Source organism: Vibrio aestuarianus (assembly GCF_028858425.1).
GTDB classification, from domain to species: Bacteria; Pseudomonadota; Gammaproteobacteria; order Enterobacterales; family Vibrionaceae; genus Vibrio; species Vibrio aestuarianus.
The window spans coordinates 2,288,176-2,304,911 of record NZ_JAKNYQ010000001.1 but is presented as its reverse complement, the minus strand read 5'-3'; the positions used below and the strand labels follow the sequence as shown (position 1 = coordinate 2,304,911).

General features: G+C 43.9%; 12 protein-coding genes. 10 read left to right on the top strand and 2 right to left on the bottom strand.

What is annotated here, in order from left to right; genetic code table 11:
• The first annotated feature begins 53 nt into the window (after nt 1-53).
• The 6 genes from MCT08_RS10545 (at nt 54) to MCT08_RS10520 (ending at nt 7,009) form a co-directional block, all read left to right on the top strand.
• A complete protein-coding gene (locus tag MCT08_RS10545) occupies nt 54-785 on the top strand; it encodes a response regulator (RefSeq protein ID WP_171980320.1) in 732 nt (243 codons plus the stop codon).
• Nucleotides 786-788: 3 nt separating this feature from the next.
• Entirely contained in the window at nt 789-2,243 is a 1,455-nt protein-coding gene (locus MCT08_RS10540; protein WP_053310137.1) for an ATP-binding protein, read from the top strand.
• A gap of 53 nt (nt 2,244-2,296) precedes the next feature.
• The gene (locus MCT08_RS10535; RefSeq protein ID WP_261915663.1) at nt 2,297-3,559 is read left to right on the top strand and encodes an ABC transporter substrate-binding protein; all 1,263 of its coding nucleotides are present in this window, start codon (nt 2,297-2,299) and stop codon (nt 3,557-3,559) included.
• A gap of 270 nt (nt 3,560-3,829) precedes the next feature.
• Nucleotides 3,830-4,825 carry a TRAP transporter substrate-binding protein gene (locus MCT08_RS10530; protein WP_053310136.1) on the top strand — a complete coding sequence of 332 codons (996 nt, stop codon included), beginning with the start codon at nt 3,830-3,832 and terminating at the stop codon, nt 4,823-4,825.
• Nucleotides 4,826-4,957: 132 nt separating this feature from the next.
• Complete coding sequence (locus MCT08_RS10525) at nt 4,958-5,644, top strand: TRAP transporter small permease (protein WP_168522730.1); 687 nt, start codon at nt 4,958-4,960, stop codon at nt 5,642-5,644.
• 3 nt (nt 5,645-5,647) lie between these two features.
• On the top strand, nt 5,648-7,009 hold the full coding sequence (locus MCT08_RS10520) for a TRAP transporter large permease (protein WP_053310134.1): 1,362 nt from the start codon (nt 5,648-5,650) through the stop codon (nt 7,007-7,009).
• Between the two features lie 37 nt (nt 7,010-7,046).
• On the opposite strand, the gene MCT08_RS10515 is transcribed toward MCT08_RS10520, so the two are convergent.
• On the bottom strand, nt 7,047-8,387 hold the full coding sequence (locus MCT08_RS10515) for a sigma-54-dependent transcriptional regulator (protein ID WP_274678380.1): 1,341 nt from the start codon (nt 8,385-8,387) through the stop codon (nt 7,047-7,049).
• A gap of 15 nt (nt 8,388-8,402) precedes the next feature.
• Complete coding sequence (locus MCT08_RS10510; protein WP_172531957.1) at nt 8,403-10,190, bottom strand: sensor histidine kinase; 1,788 nt, start codon at nt 10,188-10,190, stop codon at nt 8,403-8,405.
• Nucleotides 10,191-10,742: 552 nt separating this feature from the next.
• On the opposite strand from MCT08_RS10510, the gene tig reads away from it, so the two are divergent.
• The 4 genes from tig to lon all read left to right on the top strand — a co-directional run bounded on the left by tig (nt 10,743) and on the right by lon (nt 16,611).
• Entirely contained in the window at nt 10,743-12,044 is a 1,302-nt protein-coding gene (gene tig / locus MCT08_RS10505; protein ID WP_053310131.1) for a trigger factor, read from the top strand.
• 105 nt (nt 12,045-12,149) lie between these two features.
• Nucleotides 12,150-12,776 (top strand): ATP-dependent Clp endopeptidase proteolytic subunit ClpP, encoded by a 627-nt coding sequence (clpP, locus tag MCT08_RS10500; protein ID WP_053310130.1) that lies wholly within the window; start codon nt 12,150-12,152, stop codon nt 12,774-12,776.
• An 82-nt stretch (nt 12,777-12,858) separates the two neighbouring features.
• Nucleotides 12,859-14,139: an ATP-dependent protease ATP-binding subunit ClpX gene (gene clpX / locus MCT08_RS10495; RefSeq protein WP_053310129.1), complete on the top strand. Its 1,281-nt coding sequence runs from the start codon at nt 12,859-12,861 to the stop codon at nt 14,137-14,139.
• 120 nt (nt 14,140-14,259) lie between these two features.
• Nucleotides 14,260-16,611, top strand: a complete 2,352-nt coding sequence (gene lon, locus MCT08_RS10490; RefSeq protein WP_053310128.1) for an endopeptidase La — start codon at nt 14,260-14,262, stop codon at nt 16,609-16,611.
• Nucleotides 16,612-16,736: the final 125 nt, after the last annotated feature.

Sequence of the window (16,736 nt, the reverse complement as noted above, 5' to 3'; positions counted from 1 at the left end):
ACTGTGGCGATTAGTGGTAAAAAATAAAGTTGTGCTAAAGGCGGGAAAAGGGTATGCAGTCAAGAACGCGCATTGTTGTAGTAGATGATGATAAGGAAATTCGTGAACTACTCGACGAATATCTGACCAAATCGGGCTATGAAATTATTACGCTCGCTGATGGTGTGGCATTGCTGTCTTATTTAGAGCAAAACACGTACCCAGATCTTATCCTGCTTGATGTGATGATGCCGGGTGACGACGGTTTTACGCTATGTCAAAAAATTCGTCGCAATTCAAATGTGCCAATCATTATGCTAACAGCGGTTTCCGATGAAACCGATCAAATCATTGGTTTGGAGATTGGGGCTGATGATTATGTCGCGAAACCTTTTAGTCCGCGTCAGTTGATGGCTCGTATCAAAGCGCTGCTTCGTCGAGTGCAAGTTTCTGACGATAAGCCTACCGATAGTGCGTCTACCAAGCAGATTACTTTTGGCGATTGGCAACTTGATACCTTGTCGCATCGCATCATGCATCTTGAACGTGATGAAGGACATGATCTTTCAGGCAGCGATTTTGCCTTATTGATGCTCTTTTTAACCCACCCTAATGAAGTGCTGGATCGTGACACTATTTCGCACGCAACGCGTGGACGCGAAGCTTTGCCTTATGAGCGTGGTATTGACGTTCAACTGAGTCGCTTGCGACAACGACTAGGCGATAGCGCTAAATATCCTCACTATATAAAAACGATGCGTGGTAATGGTTATATTCTCTCGGTTCCGGTCACGTATGGTAGTTAAACGATGCCATTGACGCCTTTATTTTCGCGACTTAAACCCAATTCTTTAGTTTCTCGCACACTACTACTGACGCTGTTAGCGGTGGTGATTGCACAAGGGATCGCCACAGCCATTTGGTACAGCCAATCGAAACAGAAAGAACTCGAGGGAATACACTCGGTATCATCTAGTATGGCGGGTATGTTTGCTTCTACAGTGACATTTTTTCAGTCGCTGCCAGTGAAATACCGTCATATCGTACTCGACCAAATTCGTAATATGGGTGGCACGCGATTTTTTGTCTCTTTCAATAAAGAGGCGTTGTTGGTGGAGCCGATTGAAGAGACGCGCTTAAAGCGAGCTTCGGTTGATGCTGTCACTGAGGTTCTCATGCAAAAATTAAACAATGTCGCTAGCATTCAAGTGGAATTTACCAAGCCTGAGCACCTACGTTTATTGAAAAATGACATTTTACTTAGTGATTTACCAAAGTCCTGGGCATACCATACGTTAACACTGGAACCTCTTAATCCACCTATTTTGGTGGTGCAAATTGAGCTTTCAAGCCATGAGTGGATCTACGTTGCCGCCTTGTTGCCCGCACCGTACGTGAAGTTAGACGATACGATTTTAGGTAAGGAGCAAATGTTATTTTTGTTCTTTTCCACCACCATATTGCTGCTACTCACTTACTTATTAATGCGCCGCCAAGTTAGGCCGTTGAAAAATCTCGCTAAGGCCGCTAATGAAATGAGCATGGATATTGCCCAACGTCCTTTACGTGAAGAGGGCGCAACGGAGTTGATCACGGCCACGCAAGCCTTTAATCGAATGCAGCAACGTATTCGCCGTTATATTGCTGATAGGGAGCATCTGTTCTCTGCCATTTCTCATGATTTAAAAACGCCCATCACCCGTTTACGGCTAAGAGCTGAATTGCTCGACAGCGATATAAAACGTGAGAAGTTTAACCGTGATCTGGACGAGTTAGAGATGATGGTCAAAGGGGCATTACAGTGCGTACGCGATACCGATTTGCATGAGAATAATGCCAGCATTGATCTCAATGAGATGATTATCACTATCGCTGAGGGCTATAACTTATCTCAATCTGTGGTGCACTTCTCTCCGATTGAGATCGCTCCTGTTATCGCAAAGCCGCTGGCTATCAAGCGCGTGTTAACCAATTTAATCGGTAACGGTGTTAAATATGGTCAGCAGGTGTGGGTTAAGTTGGAAGAAACACCAGAATGGGTGGTAGTGACAATCCAAGACAAAGGCCCGGGTATTCCGGCTGATAAATTGGAGGCGGTATTTGAACCTTATTTTCGCTTGGCCGATGATGATCAAGGACACGGCTTAGGGTTGGGTATCTGCCGCAGTATTTTACATGGACACGGTGGTGATATTATTTTGCGCAACCCAGCGCACGGTGGGTTGGAAGTGCAAGTGTTTATCCCGCCTATGCTTGAAGTGTGATCTAGGATGCCAGACAATTTCTTTTTAGCGCAAAGCAAACGATGGGCGTCGATATGAGTACCAACACGAGGTTATCTATCAAAAAAATACTCTTGGTTTTATCGTTGCTGTTCACTGCATCGGCTGATGCCGCTGATGTTGAAGTTCTTCACTGGTGGACTGCTAATGGAGAAGTTGAGTCGATTGATGTACTAAAAGAGATGCTAGAAGAGCAAGGTCACAGTTGGAGGGATTTTGCGGTGGCTGGTGGTGGTGGAGAAAGCGCGATGACCGTGCTAAAAACCCGCGCCGTTTCGGGTAACCCACCCTCTGCTGCGCAAATTAAAGGGCGTGATATTCAAGAGTGGGCAGGGCTTGGTTTTCTGACCAATTTGAATGATGTTGCCAAACAAGGCCATTGGGATGATGTTCTTCCGCCCGTAGTATCCGAGATCATGAAATGGCATGGCCAGTATGTTGCTGTCCCAGTGAATATTCATCGTGTAAATTGGCTATGGGTCAACCTTGCACTATTGGATAAATTCGGTCTGAAAGTACCTACTAGCTTGGATGAGTTTTTTGCAGTCGGCGATATACTTAAGGCCGCAGGCTTTATTCCACTTGCTCATGGTGGTCAACCGTGGCAAGACGCAACCTTGTTTGAAGTCATTGCTTTAGACGTATTGGGTCCTAAAGGCTACCAGCAGGCATTTGTTAATCTGGATATGGATGTACTATCGAGTGATAAAATGGTCGAGGTGTTCAGCAAATTCCAAAAAATGCATGATTATATCGACGTTAACGCTCCCGGTAGAGATTGGAACGTAGCAACATCGATGGTGATAGGTGGTCAAGCTGCGATGCAGATCATGGGGGATTGGGCCAAAGGTGAATTTACCGCTGCCGGTAAAGTCGCAGGTAAAGATTACCTTTGTGTTGCTGCGCCCGGTACGGAAGGGCAGTTCATTCATAATATCGACAGTTTTGCCTTTTATGAGTTAAGCGACACCGAAAATAAGCAAGCGCAACAAGCATTGGCAACGACGATTCTTGCTCCTCAGTTCCAAGAGATATTTAATCTCAAAAAAGGCTCCATTCCTGTGCGAGTTGACGTAGACATGTCTAAGTTTGATCTATGCGCTTTAGATTCAATGAATGCCTTTAAAAACACGGCAGCATCCGCTGGGTTAGTACCTAGCATGGCACACGGCATGGCAACGACCAGCTATGTGCAAAGTGCAATGTTTGATGTAGTTACTGACTTCTTTAACGACAGCCATGCTGATCCTAAACAGGCTGCGCGTAAGCTAGCCAAAGCAGTAAAAGCGGCGATGTAACGTTCGAGGTTGATATCCTCATGCTTTACTCGCTTACCATCTTGCTTAGTGTCATTTTCCACCCAAAATGCCGTTTTATGTGTGTCATTTCCCACCCATTGTACCAATAAGTCTTGTAGGACTTTGTCTGTTTACAAACCGCGTAATCGTTGAGAACCTTGTGGTTAAAGGCTTGTTAAATAAATGTACAAAGTTGGCTTGGTAATTGCCTTGTATAGCCTATACAGCACCCATTGATGGGGCTGATATGTTCACTCAAGGAGAATAATAATGTTAAAGCCTCTAACCCTTCTTTCTGCCTCAATTCTTGCCGTAACGAGTTTTAATGCCGCTGCAAACTGTGACCCTGGTGAAATGGTGATTAAATTCAGCCATGTAACCAATACCGATAAACACCCTAAAGGTATCGCAGCTTCATTGCTTGAAGAGCGCGTCAATAAGGAAATGAATGGCAAAGCCTGTATGCAGGTATTTCCAAACTCGACACTCTATGATGATGACAAAGTGTTAGAAGCTTTGCTCAATGGCGATGTTCAGCTTGCTGCACCTTCTCTTTCTAAATTTGAGAAGTTCACCAAAAAGTTCCGCATTTTTGACCTTCCTTTTCTTTTTGATGATGTTGATGCCGTTGACCGTTTCCAAAATTCTGCTGACGGCGAAAAACTGAAAAACTCAATGGCACGTCGTGGGGTGAAAGGCCTAGAGTTTTGGCATAACGGCATGAAACAGATGTCAGCCAATAAGCCATTGTTGGTCCCTGGGGATGCCAAAGGGTTGAAATTCCGTGTTCAAGCCTCTGATGTGCTAGTGGCTCAGTTTGAACAACTTGGCGCGAACCCGCAAAAAATGTCTTTTGCTGAAGTATATGGTGGCTTACAAACCAAAGTTATCGATGGCCAAGAAAATACTTGGTCTAACACTTATGGGAAGAAATTCTTCGAAGTACAAGATGGTATCACAGAGACGAACCACGGTATTTTGGATTACTTGGTCGTGACCTCAACCAAATGGTGGGACGGTCTACCAACGGATATTCGCGATCAGTTTGCCACCATTCTAAAAGAAGTAACGGAAACGCGTAATTCCGAATCAAATCGGGTTGAGCAACAAAACAGACAGTATGTATTAGAAGCGGGCGGCGTTATTCGCACCTTGACCCCAGAACAGCGTCAAGAGTGGGTTACTGCACTTAAACCCGTATGGAAGAAGTTTGAAAAAGACATCGGTACTGATTTGATTGATGCTGCGTTGGCTTCAAACCAATAACGTACCATTTGCCCCATCAAGAGTGATGGGGCTTTCTCAATACGCTGCACCTAACTCTACCGCTGGTTTGGAAGTTAAGTAGTACAGCGCTTTGTGTCTATTCCGATAATAACTATTAGAGCGATGTATCAAATGGAACACTCTTTTTTCTCTAAAGTCGGCAAATTTACGGATGCCATAGAAGAAATGCTGATTGCATTTTTCCTTGGCAGTATGACCTTACTCACTTTCGTTAACGTCGTGCTGCGTTATGTGTTTAACGAAAATATTTTATGGGCATTGGAACTGACAGTATTCATGTTTGCTTGGATGGTGTTAGTGGGCGCTTCCTACGGTGTGAAAAAGCATTTTCATATTGGTGTTGATGTCATTATTAACATGGTTCCTGCCGGTATGCGTAAAGTGTTTGCTTTGCTTGCTGTTGGCAGTTGTTTAGCCTTCTCTATCTTATTGCTCATTGGTTCGTGGAACTATTGGTATCCCTTTGCGACAGAGCGCGCATGGTATGAAACAGACGATATTCCGATGCCAGAGATGCTGCAATTTCTCGCAGATTTGATGAATGAAGGCGAACGCTATGAAAAGCTACCACGTTTCATTCCTTATATGGCATTGCCGATAGGAATGGCATTGTTAACATTCCGCTTTTTACAAATTGCCTACCAAATTGTGACAGGCAAGCTAGACCGTATGATTGCAGGTCATGAAGCCGAAGAAGATTTAGAAGCGCTGAAAGCCGAAATGGCGCAAGCCGCTGACGATATGGCCGAACCATTTCGTCAACCTACCGCCTCGAACGACAGCAGCAAGGAGCGCTAATTCATGGAAATTTTACTACTGTTTGTGATGGTGATTGGTTTTATGCTGGTGGGCGTGCCCATTGCTATTTCACTTGGCTTATCGAGTATTCTTTTTCTTTTGTGGCACTCAGATACGTCGTTAGCATCTGTGGCTCAAACCTTATTTAATGCCTTTGAAGGGCACTACACCTTATTGGCGATTCCATTTTTCATTTTAGCCTCCAGTTTTATGTCTACAGGCGGCGTTGCAAAACGCATTATCCGTTTTGCCATTGCGATGGTAGGTTGGTTCCGCGGTGGTTTGGCGATTGCCTCTGTTGTGGCATGTATGATGTTCGCTGCGTTGTCTGGGTCATCACCTGCTACCGTGGTCGCTATTGGTAGTATTGTTATCGCTGGTATGGTGAAAAATGGGTATACCAAAGAGTTTGCCGCTGGTGTTATTTGTAATGCGGGGACGCTCGGAATTTTGATCCCTCCGTCGATCGTTATGGTTGTTTATGCGGCGGCCACGGACGTATCGGTTGGGCGAATGTTCTTAGGGGGAGTGATCCCTGGGTTGCTTGCCGGGCTGATGTTAATTATTGCCATTTATATCTTTGCCCGTGTGAAAAATTTGCCCAAGCAGCCATTTGTCGGTTGGAAAGAAGCGATGTCGGCTGCTAAAGAAGCTAGCTGGGGGCTGCTACTTGTGGTCATTATTCTTGGTGGTATTTATGGCGGAATATTTACACCTACAGAAGCGGCAGCCGTTGCCGCGGTTTATTCATTTTTGATCGCTAACTTTATTTACAAAGATATGGGCCCATTTGCAGATAAAGAAAACACTAAGCCTGCGGTTGTCAAAGTGGTACAAGCCTTTTTTCATAAAGACACCAAGGCGACCCTGTTTGATGCAGGTAAACTGACCATTATGCTGCTGTTTATCATTGCCAATGCCTTGATATTAAAACATGTATTAACTGAAGAGCGCATCCCACAAATTATCGCTGAATCGATGTTGTCGGCAGGGCTTGGTCCAATTACCTTCCTCATTGTTGTGAACGTATTGCTGTTGTTAGGTGGTCAGTTTATGGAGCCGTCAGGTTTGCTGATTATCGTCGCTCCACTGGTCTTCCCTATTGCTATTGCGTTGGGAATTGACCCAATTCATCTCGGTATCATTATGGTGGTTAACATGGAAATCGGCATGATAACGCCACCCGTGGGCTTAAACCTATTTGTCACCGCAGGGGTCGCCAAAATGTCGATGATGAGTGTGGTGAAAGCGGCATTACCGTGGGTTGCTATTATGTTCTTATTCCTAATTATCGTTACTTATGTGCCATGGGTCTCAACCTGGTTACCGACCACGCTGATGGGGCCGGAAATCATTACCAAATAAAATCCAATGCCCAGCGACGCTGGGCATTTTTATGGTATTAAATCTTATAATTGTCTTTGTCTAACCCGTAGCGCTGCATTTTGTCATATAAGGTTTTACGCGCCACATTCAACGTTTCCATCGTCTCTTTTATACTTCCACCGCATTCAATTAACGCTTGTTCAATTGTCGATTTTTCAAATTCAGCCACTAGGTCTGTCAGGTTACTGGTTGTTTGGATGGCTGGTTGGGTGGTTCCCAATTGAACGAGTTTACCGAGTAGAACAAAACGCTCTGCGGCATTTCTCAGTTCGCGCACATTGCCTGGCCAGTCATGGCTAATCAATGTTTGCATGTCTGATTTTGGTAGTGCGGTGGCGGCCTTACCATAACGCGCAGCAGCCACCAAAAGGAAATGGTGAAATAAGGCTGGAATGTCTTCTTTTCTATCGCGCAGCGGTGGAATATCAAGCGTAACAATATTGAGTCGGTAATAGAGGTCTTGTCGAAAAGTACCTTCTTCAGCAGCCTGTTTTAGGTCGATTTTGGTGGCAGCGATAACGCGAATATCTAAAGGAAGCAGCTCATTGGAACCAACGCGTTCGATGACTCTTTCTTGCAACACACGAAGTAGGCGAATTTGAGCTTGCATCGGCATGGATTCGATTTCGTCTAAAAAAAGTGTTCCACCTTGCGCGTGTTCAAACTTACCAATACGTTTTGTATCTGCGCCAGTAAACGCGCCTTTTTCATGCCCGTATAGCTCACTTTCAATCAAATTTTCAGGTACGGCACCACAATTAATGGCAACAAAATTTTGCTCGCGGCGTGAACTTTGCTCATGCAGGGAACGTGCAACCAATTCCTTACCAGTCCCTGTTTCGCCAAACAGCAAAATGTCTGCATTGGTATCAGCAATGTGCGTAATCGTCTCGCGTAATGACTCAATACTATGAGCAGCACCGATAATGCGAGGCCCCAACGTTTGGCTAGCTTTGAGAGTGCGTTTTAACTGTTGATTTTCAAGTGTTAGCTGGCGCTTTTCTATGGCTCGTTGAACGGTTTCCATTAATCGTTCAGTGGCGAAAGGCTTTTCAATGAAGTCGTAGGCTCCATCGTGCATCGCTTGTACGGCCATCGATATATCGCCGTGGCCAGTGATTAATATCACAGGGATATCAGGGTCTTGATGGCGAATAGAATTGAGTAGGTTTTGCCCCGTGAGACCTGGCAAACAGATATCGGTGACGACCACAAGAGGCAGGCCATCGCTTTTTACGGTAAGCAAGGCTTCTTCGGCGCTAGCAAAGAGGCGAGCACTAATGTCGGCTAATTCAAAACTTTGCTCGATGGCGATACGGATATCATCTTCATCGTCAATAAAAAACACATCACACATATGGTGTCCTTGTGATTATTGTGGTTCTGCGATTCGTGGCAATGATACGGAAAAGCGAGCCCCTGAAAGCGTTGATTTCGTCATGCTCAACTTGCCATCCATACTTTGTATTATTTGCTGTGAGATAGAAAGACCAAGCCCCAGTCCATTTTTTTTAGTGGTAAAAAACGGTTCAAAAAGGTGGTCAATTTTTTCTTGTGAGATTCCTGGCCCGTTATCATCAATATGAATAGTAACGTAATCCTGATGGATTTCTGTTGTTAAGTGAACACACTTTTCTTTTTGTTCATCAACAGCTTGAACGGCATTGGTGAGTAAGTTAATCAATACTTGTTCTAATTGGATAGGGTTTACTCTGACTAGAATGGGCTGGTTGGGTAATTCACTATGAAACTGAATTAAGTGCGACTTGAATTGAGGCTGCATCAACTCTTTAGTCGATAAAATAATCGGTAATAATTGTGCAATGACTTTCTCATCCGTTGCACTTTTGCGCGCAAACGATTTAAGCTGTTCGCTGATTTTTGCCATGCGTTCAGTTAGCGCAGAAATGCGAGCAAGATTATCATCGGTTCTTTCGGGCTTGCCCGTTGCCAAAAAGCGGCGTCCATTGTCGGCAAAACTTCGAATGGCGGCGAGTGGATTATTGAGTTCGTGGCTAATGCTGGCGGACATTTCTCCTAATACCGCAAGCTTAGCGGCTTGGATCAATTCATCTTGAGTTTGTCTTAGCATTACTTCAGTCTTACTTCGTTCGGCAATTTCTGCGTGCAGCTCTGAGGTTCTTTCCATCACTAAAAATTCGAGTTTTTGCTTGGCTTCTGATTGCAAGTGTTCGATCTGGCGCTGTTTGAGTTGACGGTGATGGATGAGCAGGAGCGCTAAATAGATGATGGCAAATACCATGCTAGAGATCAGGGCAAAGGCAAAGCTATCCCAAAAAATATTCATCTTCGGCGATAACACGCGGATATTGAGCGAAACATTAGGCAAAGCACGTGTAGAGACAATGAAGTCGCCTTTGAACCAACCTTGATGTGGGTTTTGCCATTCAGAAACTGGAGCGGTAAAGTCACCCACTAAACCGAGAGAACGAATCGAAGTTTCAAGGTACTGGCGACTATTTTGTACTAATAATCGTTGACTATCGGTCAACGTATCCACGCTTTTAAACAGCCATTGTGGTTTACTGGACATAAAAATAATGTTGTTGCTGTCGGTTGCTACAAAGTAGCTTTGCTTGCTCTGCCAGTTTTCTTCAATGGCCGATAGATCCATTTTAACCACCACTACACCTATTACATCCGCCGCATAGATGACAGGGTAAGAATAATAGTAACCGCGTTGGCCAGATGTCGAGCCTAGCGCAAAATATTGACTCTCCTGGCCCGTAATAGCCGCTTTAAAATAAGGCCGCCAAGCAAAATTGCGATCGATAAAAGAGCGATCAAGGTTCCAGTTACTTGAAGCTATGGTATTGCCATATTGATCGATGAGATACGTATCGGCCGCTTGAATGACTTCATTGACTTGCTCCAAGTAGCGATTAGTGATTTCTATCTGGGCACTATTGTTAGGGCTGTTTAATGCATCGATTAGCTCCTTATCTTTAGAGAGCAATCTTGGTATGTGCGCATATTTATCGAGTTTAGCCGTGATATGGCTAGAGAAACGATCAAGTTGAGCTTGATGTTCAATTAATAAGTTTTGATAACTGTATTGCCAGGTAAGGTGAGCACCCAGTGCTGTTATCAACACGAACAGTATTACAAAAATTAGACTGACACGGCGAATCGCTAGCATCCTTGGTTACTCTTTTATTGCAGCTGCGGTTGTGATTAAGAAAATCCATTTCTGAACACGATAAGTCTACTGGTTTTCGATGTTTTTTTGTTTAAAAAGAGTTCAATAGTGCGGCACAAAACAGGAGCAAGATCTCTTTTTACACTTCTGAGATAAAAAAAGCCTCGATTCCCTTGAAAAAGCCTTTATTGTCCCCATTTCAAAACTGTGCTTTTCCATGTTGATGGAATTTTTAGCACTCGATAGGCAATTTAGGGCATTGAATCATCTCCAAGCGGTGATTGGCTCGACAGCACTGGTTCAGGTCGGTAGAATGTCGCGTCTAAATTTTCTGTCCTGAGACTAATCGGAGATACCTTTTTGACCTAGGTTGGTAAAGATATCGCTCATTAGTCCGATGTTTGGGTGTTTTCGCTTCAGATGTCGACGCTCATTTTAATTGAAGTGTTCGGATAGAACACAACACAAGGATGCAGCCAAGCACCAGGCGATAGCCTAGCTTACGGCTCATGATGCTCAGAAATACTGAGCCAGTTTTGAGGTTTATAAATAATGCAAGTTACTGTTGAAACGCTAGAAGGCCTAGAGCGCCGTCTGAATATTACTGTTCCTGCTGCTAACATTGAAGATGCAGTTACAGCTGAACTACGCAACATCGCGAAAAATCGTCGTTTCGATGGTTTCCGTAAAGGCAAAGTTCCAATGAAAATGGTTGCTCAAATGTACGGTAAAGCGGTACGTCAAGACGTGATGGGCGAAGTAATGCAACGTCACTTCATCGAAGCAATCGTAAAAGAAAAGATCAACCCAGCAGGTGCTCCGACTTTTGCTCCAGTTGCTACTGAAGAAGGTCAAGATCTTGTTTTCACTGCAACTTTTGAAGTTTACCCAGAAGTTGAGTTGAAAGGTCTAGAAAGCATCACTGTTGAAAAACCAGCGGTTGAAGTTAAAGAAGAAGATGTTGTTGAAATGCTAGAAACGCTACGTAAGCAACAAGCTACGTGGGTTGAAGTTGATGCAGCAGTTGAAGACGGTTCTCGCGCAACTATCGATTTCGTTGGTTCAATCGACGGTGTTGAATTTGAAGGCGGTAAAGCTGAAAACTTCCCACTAGAAATGGGTGCAGGTCGCATGATTCCTGGTTTTGAAGACGGTATCGTTGGCAAAACTAAAGGCATGGAATTCGAAATCGACGTAAACTTCCCAGAAGATTACCACGCTGAAAACCTAAAAGGTAAAGCGGCGAAATTCGCAATCAAGATCAACAAAGTAGAAACTCGTGAGCTACCAGAATTAAGCGATGAGTTTGTTGCTAAATTCGGTGTTGTTGAAGGCGGTGTTGAAGCGCTTAAAGCTGAAGTTCGCAAAAATATGGAGCGTGAGCTTAAGCAAGCTGTTAAGAACCGCATCAAAGAGCAAGCGATCGAAGGCCTAGTGAAAGAGAACGACATTGACGTTCCTTCTGCACTTATTGACCAAGAAATCGGTGTGCTACGCCAACAAGCTGCACAACGTTTTGGTGGCAACCCTGAAGCGGCAGCGCAACTTCCACGTGAATTGTTCGAAGAACAAGCTAAACGTCGTGTAGTTGTTGGTCTTCTTCTTGGCGAAGTGATCAAAACTGAAGAGCTAAAAGCGGATGATGAGAAAGTAAAAGCGCTAATCGAAGAGATGGCGACTGCTTACGAAGATCCTGCTGAAGTAATGGCTTACTATGCTCAAAACGAGCAAATGATGAACAACATGCGCAATGTTGCTCTTGAAGAGCAAGCAATCGACGCGATCATCGCTAAAGCACAGGTTTCTGAGAAAGCCGTTAGCTTCAACGAGCTAATGAACCAACAACCTGCTTAATAAGCAATATGTAGCGTAGGTGGTTGACTTAACGTTAACTATTCTGCTAACAATGGTCCGCGTGATACCCATCATCCGGGCCATTTATTTTAGGGACATAACAATATGAGCTACCAAGAAAAAAACGCAATGTCGCCAATTATTGACGCGCTAGTACCCATGGTGGTTGAGCAGACTTCCCGTGGTGAGCGCTCATACGATATTTATTCCCGCTTGCTTAAAGAACGAGTGATTTTCTTGACAGGTCAAGTTGAAGACCAAATGGCAAATCTTGTCGTTGCACAATTGCTGTTTTTAGAATCAGAAAACCCTGACAAAGATATTTTCTTATACATTAACTCCCCAGGTGGTAGCGTAACCGCAGGGATGTCAATTTATGACACCATGCAGTTCATTAAGCCTAATGTGAGTACGGTATGTATGGGTCAAGCTTGTTCTATGGGGGCATTTCTATTGGCGGGGGGCGCGCCAGGTAAACGTTTTGTGTTACCTAATTCACGAGTGATGATCCACCAACCGTTGGGTGGTTTCCAAGGTCAAGCCTCTGATATTCAGATCCACGCTCAAGAAATTTTGACCATCAAACAAAAACTCAACAAACTATTGGCTGAGCACACAGGTCAACCACTAGAAGTGATTGAACGTGATACTGACCGTGATAACTTTATGTCAGCAGACCAAGCGGTTAAATACGGTTTAGTTGATTCGATTTTAAGCAAACGTGGCGAGTAACAGTTATCATAATTATTCACGCATTTTGGCTTAATTTGAGTTACACTCAAACCATTAAGAGTAAAGGCTAAGAGGTTAGCGAATGACAGACAAAAGCAAAGAGAGCGGTAGTAGCAAGCTGTTGTACTGCTCTTTCTGTGGTAAAAGCCAGCACGAAGTTCGCAAGCTGATCGCCGGTCCTTCTGTTTACGTTTGTGATGAATGCGTTGATTTATGCAACGACATCATCCGTGAAGAGATTAAAGATGTTCTGCCTAAAAAGGAATCTGAGGCGTTACCTACGCCACGTAAGATTCGTGAACATCTTGATGACTATGTGATTGGCCAAGAACACGCGAAAAAAGTGCTTGCAGTTGCAGTATATAACCACTACAAGCGTTTACGTAACGGTGATACGACAAGTGAAGGGGTTGAGCTTGGCAAGAGTAATATTTTGCTTATTGGCCCAACGGGTAGTGGTAAAACACTACTGGCAGAAACACTGGCTCGTTTCCTAGATGTACCGTTCACGATGGCAGATGCAACCACACTAACAGAAGCGGGTTATGTAGGGGAAGATGTCGAAAACATCATCCAAAAACTACTTCAGAAGTGTGATTACGATGTTGCTAAAGCCGAACGCGGTATTGTGTACATCGATGAAATCGATAAGATTTCTCGTAAAGCTGAAAACCCATCGATTACACGAGATGTATCGGGTGAAGGGGTTCAGCAAGCGCTATTGAAATTGGTTGAAGGTACTGTTGCTTCTGTACCACCACAAGGTGGACGTAAGCATCCGCAGCAAGAATTTCTGCAAGTAGACACATCTAAGATTCTATTTATCTGTGGTGGTGCATTTGCTGGTTTAGATAAAGTAATTGATCAACGCGTTGCTAAAGGTTCAGGTATTGGCTTTGGAGCGGAAGTTCGTTCCAAAGATGAAACTAAGACCATTGGCGAGCTGTTCACTCAAGTTGAGCCAGAAGATTTGGTGAAATACGGGTTAATCCCTGAATTCATTGGCCGTCTTCCTGTTACGGCTACACTGACTGAACTTGATGAAGAAGCGCTGATTCAAATCTTGTGCGAGCCTAAAAACGCACTGACTAAGCAATACGCTGCACTATTCGAGTTAGAGAATGTCGAACTTGAATTCCGTGAAGATGCATTGCGAGCGATTGCGAAAAAAGCAATGAATCGCAAGACTGGTGCGCGTGGTTTACGTTCAATTTTAGAAGGTGTCTTGCTCGATACCATGTATGAGCTTCCATCTGTATCGGATGTTAGTAAAGTGGTAATCGATGAATCTGTAATCAATGGTGAATCTGAACCGCTGCTAATTTACAGCGCAAATGAGAGCCAAGCAGCAGGCGCAGAGTAAAACACAGAGATAAATATTTAAAGGAGGTAGCAAATACCTCCTTTTTTTTATTCTGTTATTGAATCCAGTTAGTTAGCCCCCATATACTCGGTAATAAGTTAAAGCGGAAGAGAGAATAATATGAACTTGGAGCGTTCCGAGCGTATCGAAATCCCCGTACTGCCTCTACGTGATGTGGTGGTTTATCCTCATATGGTTATTCCTTTGTTTGTTGGTAGAGAAAAATCTATCCAATGTCTTGAAGCGGCAATGGACAACAACAAACAAGTTCTATTAGTGGCACAGAAAAAAGCAGAAACTGATGAACCAACGATAGAAGATCTATTTGACGTTGGAACTGTTGCTACCATTTTACAACTCCTCAAACTACCTGACGGCACTGTCAAAGTATTGGTGGAAGGTCAGCAACGAGCGAAAATAGACCGCTTTGTTGAAGGTGATTTTTTCTCAGCTGAAGCACAGTATCTTATTACTCCTGAACTGGACGAAAGAGAGCAGGAAGTCATAGTACGTAGTGCTATTAACCAGTTCGATGGTTTTATTAAACTAAATAAGAAAATTCCACCAGAAGTACTTACCTCATTGAATGGTATCGATGAAGCCGCTCGTCTTGCTGACACCATTGCTGCGCACATGCCGTTAAAGCTGGTTGATAAACAAAAAGTCTTAGAAATTATTGATATCAGCGAGCGTCTGGAATTCCTAATGGGGCAGATGGAGTCGGAAATTGACCTACTACAGGTTGAAAAACGAATTCGTGGCCGCGTTAAAAAACAGATGGAAAAGTCTCAGCGTGAGTATTATCTCAATGAGCAAATGAAAGCGATTCAAAAAGAATTGGGTGATATGGATGATGCACCTGACGAATTTGAAACGCTGAAAAAGAAAATTGATGAATCAAAAATGCCGCAAGAAGCGCGAGAGAAGACAGAGCAAGAGCTTCAGAAATTGAAAATGATGTCTCCAATGTCTGCTGAAGCGACAGTGGTACGTAGCTATATCGACTGGATGGTTAATGTCCCGTGGACAAAACGCTCTAAAGTTAAGAAGGACTTAACGAAAGCAGAAGAGATCCTCAATTCTGATCACTACGGTCTAGAACGAGTGAAAGAGCGTATTTTAGAGTATCTTGCGGTACAAAGTCGTATCAACAAGTTAAAAGGTCCAATCCTTTGCCTTGTTGGGCCTCCTGGTGTCGGTAAAACCTCATTGGGTCGCTCTATTGCTGCTGCCACTGGGCGTAAGTACACGCGTATGGCTCTGGGTGGTGTTCGTGATGAAGCTGAAATTCGAGGTCATCGCCGAACTTACATTGGTTCACTACCAGGTAAATTGATCCAAAAAATGGCAAAAGTTGGTGTTAAGAACCCGCTATTCCTATTGGATGAAATTGACAAAATGTCTTCAGATATGCGTGGTGATCCTTCATCTGCATTACTTGAAGTACTTGATCCGGAACAAAATAGCACCTTTAACGATCATTACCTTGAAGTCGATTATGATCTTTCGGACGTTATGTTTGTTGCCACGTCAAACTCAATGAACATTCCGGGACCACTTCTTGACCGTATGGAAGTGATCCGTCTTTCTGGTTATACCGAAGACGAAAAACTGAACATTGCTAAGCGTCACCTGGTTACCAAACAGATAGAACGTAATGGCTTAAAAGCGCATGAAATCGTCATTGAAGATTCAGCAATCATTGGCATCATCCGTTACTATACTCGCGAAGCCGGCGTGCGTAGTTTAGAGCGTGAGATTTCAAAAATCTGTCGTAAAGCTGTTAAAAATATCTTGTTGAATAAAGAGATAAAAACCGTTGTAGTAAATCAAGAGAATTTGAAAGAGTTCCTTGGTGTACAACGTTGTGACTTCGGTAAAGCGGATGACAGCAATCGTATTGGTCAAGTAACAGGTCTTGCGTGGACTGAAGTGGGCGGTGACCTCTTAACGATTGAAACTGAATCAATGCCAGGTAAGGGTAAACTCACCCAAACTGGTTCTTTGGGTGATGTGATGCAAGAGTCGATTCAAGCAGCGATGACTGTGGTTCGAGCTCGTGCTGAGAAATTAGGGATTAACCCAGATTTTTACGAAAAACGTGATATTCACGTTCACGTGCCAGAAGGTGCGACACCGAAAGATGGTCCAAGTGCTGGTATCGCTATGTGTACTGCGCTTGTTTCAAGCCTCACGGGGAACCCAGTTAAAGCTGAAGTGGCGATGACAGGGGAAATAACCTTGCGTGGTGAAGTGCTTCCGATTGGTGGTTTGAAAGAAAAACTGTTGGCAGCGCATCGCGGTGGTATTACCACGGTACTGATCCCGAAAGATAACGAGCGTGATTTGGAAGAGATTCCTGACAACGTTATTGCCGATCTAAAAGTCATTCCAGTTCAATGGATTGATGAGGTTTTAAAGGTTGCACTGGAGCGAGACCCATCAGGGGTTGAGTTTGACGCTAAAAAATAGTGATGTGTAGCAAAAATAAGTAAAAGATTGCGCTGATAGGCTTAAAAAGGCTTGTCAGCGTTTTTTTTGGGCGCTAACGTAACCCACTATAGCTTGCAGCCCAGACACGATAAGGCTTCAAGCTA

Coding starts and splice junctions, on each gene's coding strand:
- tig (WP_053310131.1), top strand. CDS start 10,743: ATGCAAGTTACTGTTGAAACGCTAGAAGGCCTAGAGCGCCGTCTGAAT.
- clpP (WP_053310130.1), top strand. CDS start 12,150: ATGAGCTACCAAGAAAAAAACGCAATGTCGCCAATTATTGACGCGCTA.
- MCT08_RS10520 (WP_053310134.1), top strand. CDS start 5,648: ATGGAAATTTTACTACTGTTTGTGATGGTGATTGGTTTTATGCTGGTG.
- MCT08_RS10540 (WP_053310137.1), top strand. CDS start 789: ATGCCATTGACGCCTTTATTTTCGCGACTTAAACCCAATTCTTTAGTT.
- MCT08_RS10535 (WP_261915663.1), top strand. CDS start 2,297: ATGAGTACCAACACGAGGTTATCTATCAAAAAAATACTCTTGGTTTTA.
- MCT08_RS10510 (WP_172531957.1), bottom strand. CDS start 10,190: ATGCTAGCGATTCGCCGTGTCAGTCTAATTTTTGTAATACTGTTCGTG.
- clpX (WP_053310129.1), top strand. CDS start 12,859: ATGACAGACAAAAGCAAAGAGAGCGGTAGTAGCAAGCTGTTGTACTGC.
- MCT08_RS10525 (WP_168522730.1), top strand. CDS start 4,958: ATGGAACACTCTTTTTTCTCTAAAGTCGGCAAATTTACGGATGCCATA.
- MCT08_RS10545 (WP_171980320.1), top strand. CDS start 54: ATGCAGTCAAGAACGCGCATTGTTGTAGTAGATGATGATAAGGAAATT.
- MCT08_RS10530 (WP_053310136.1), top strand. CDS start 3,830: ATGTTAAAGCCTCTAACCCTTCTTTCTGCCTCAATTCTTGCCGTAACG.
- lon (WP_053310128.1), top strand. CDS start 14,260: ATGAACTTGGAGCGTTCCGAGCGTATCGAAATCCCCGTACTGCCTCTA.
- MCT08_RS10515 (WP_274678380.1), bottom strand. CDS start 8,387: ATGTGTGATGTGTTTTTTATTGACGATGAAGATGATATCCGTATCGCC.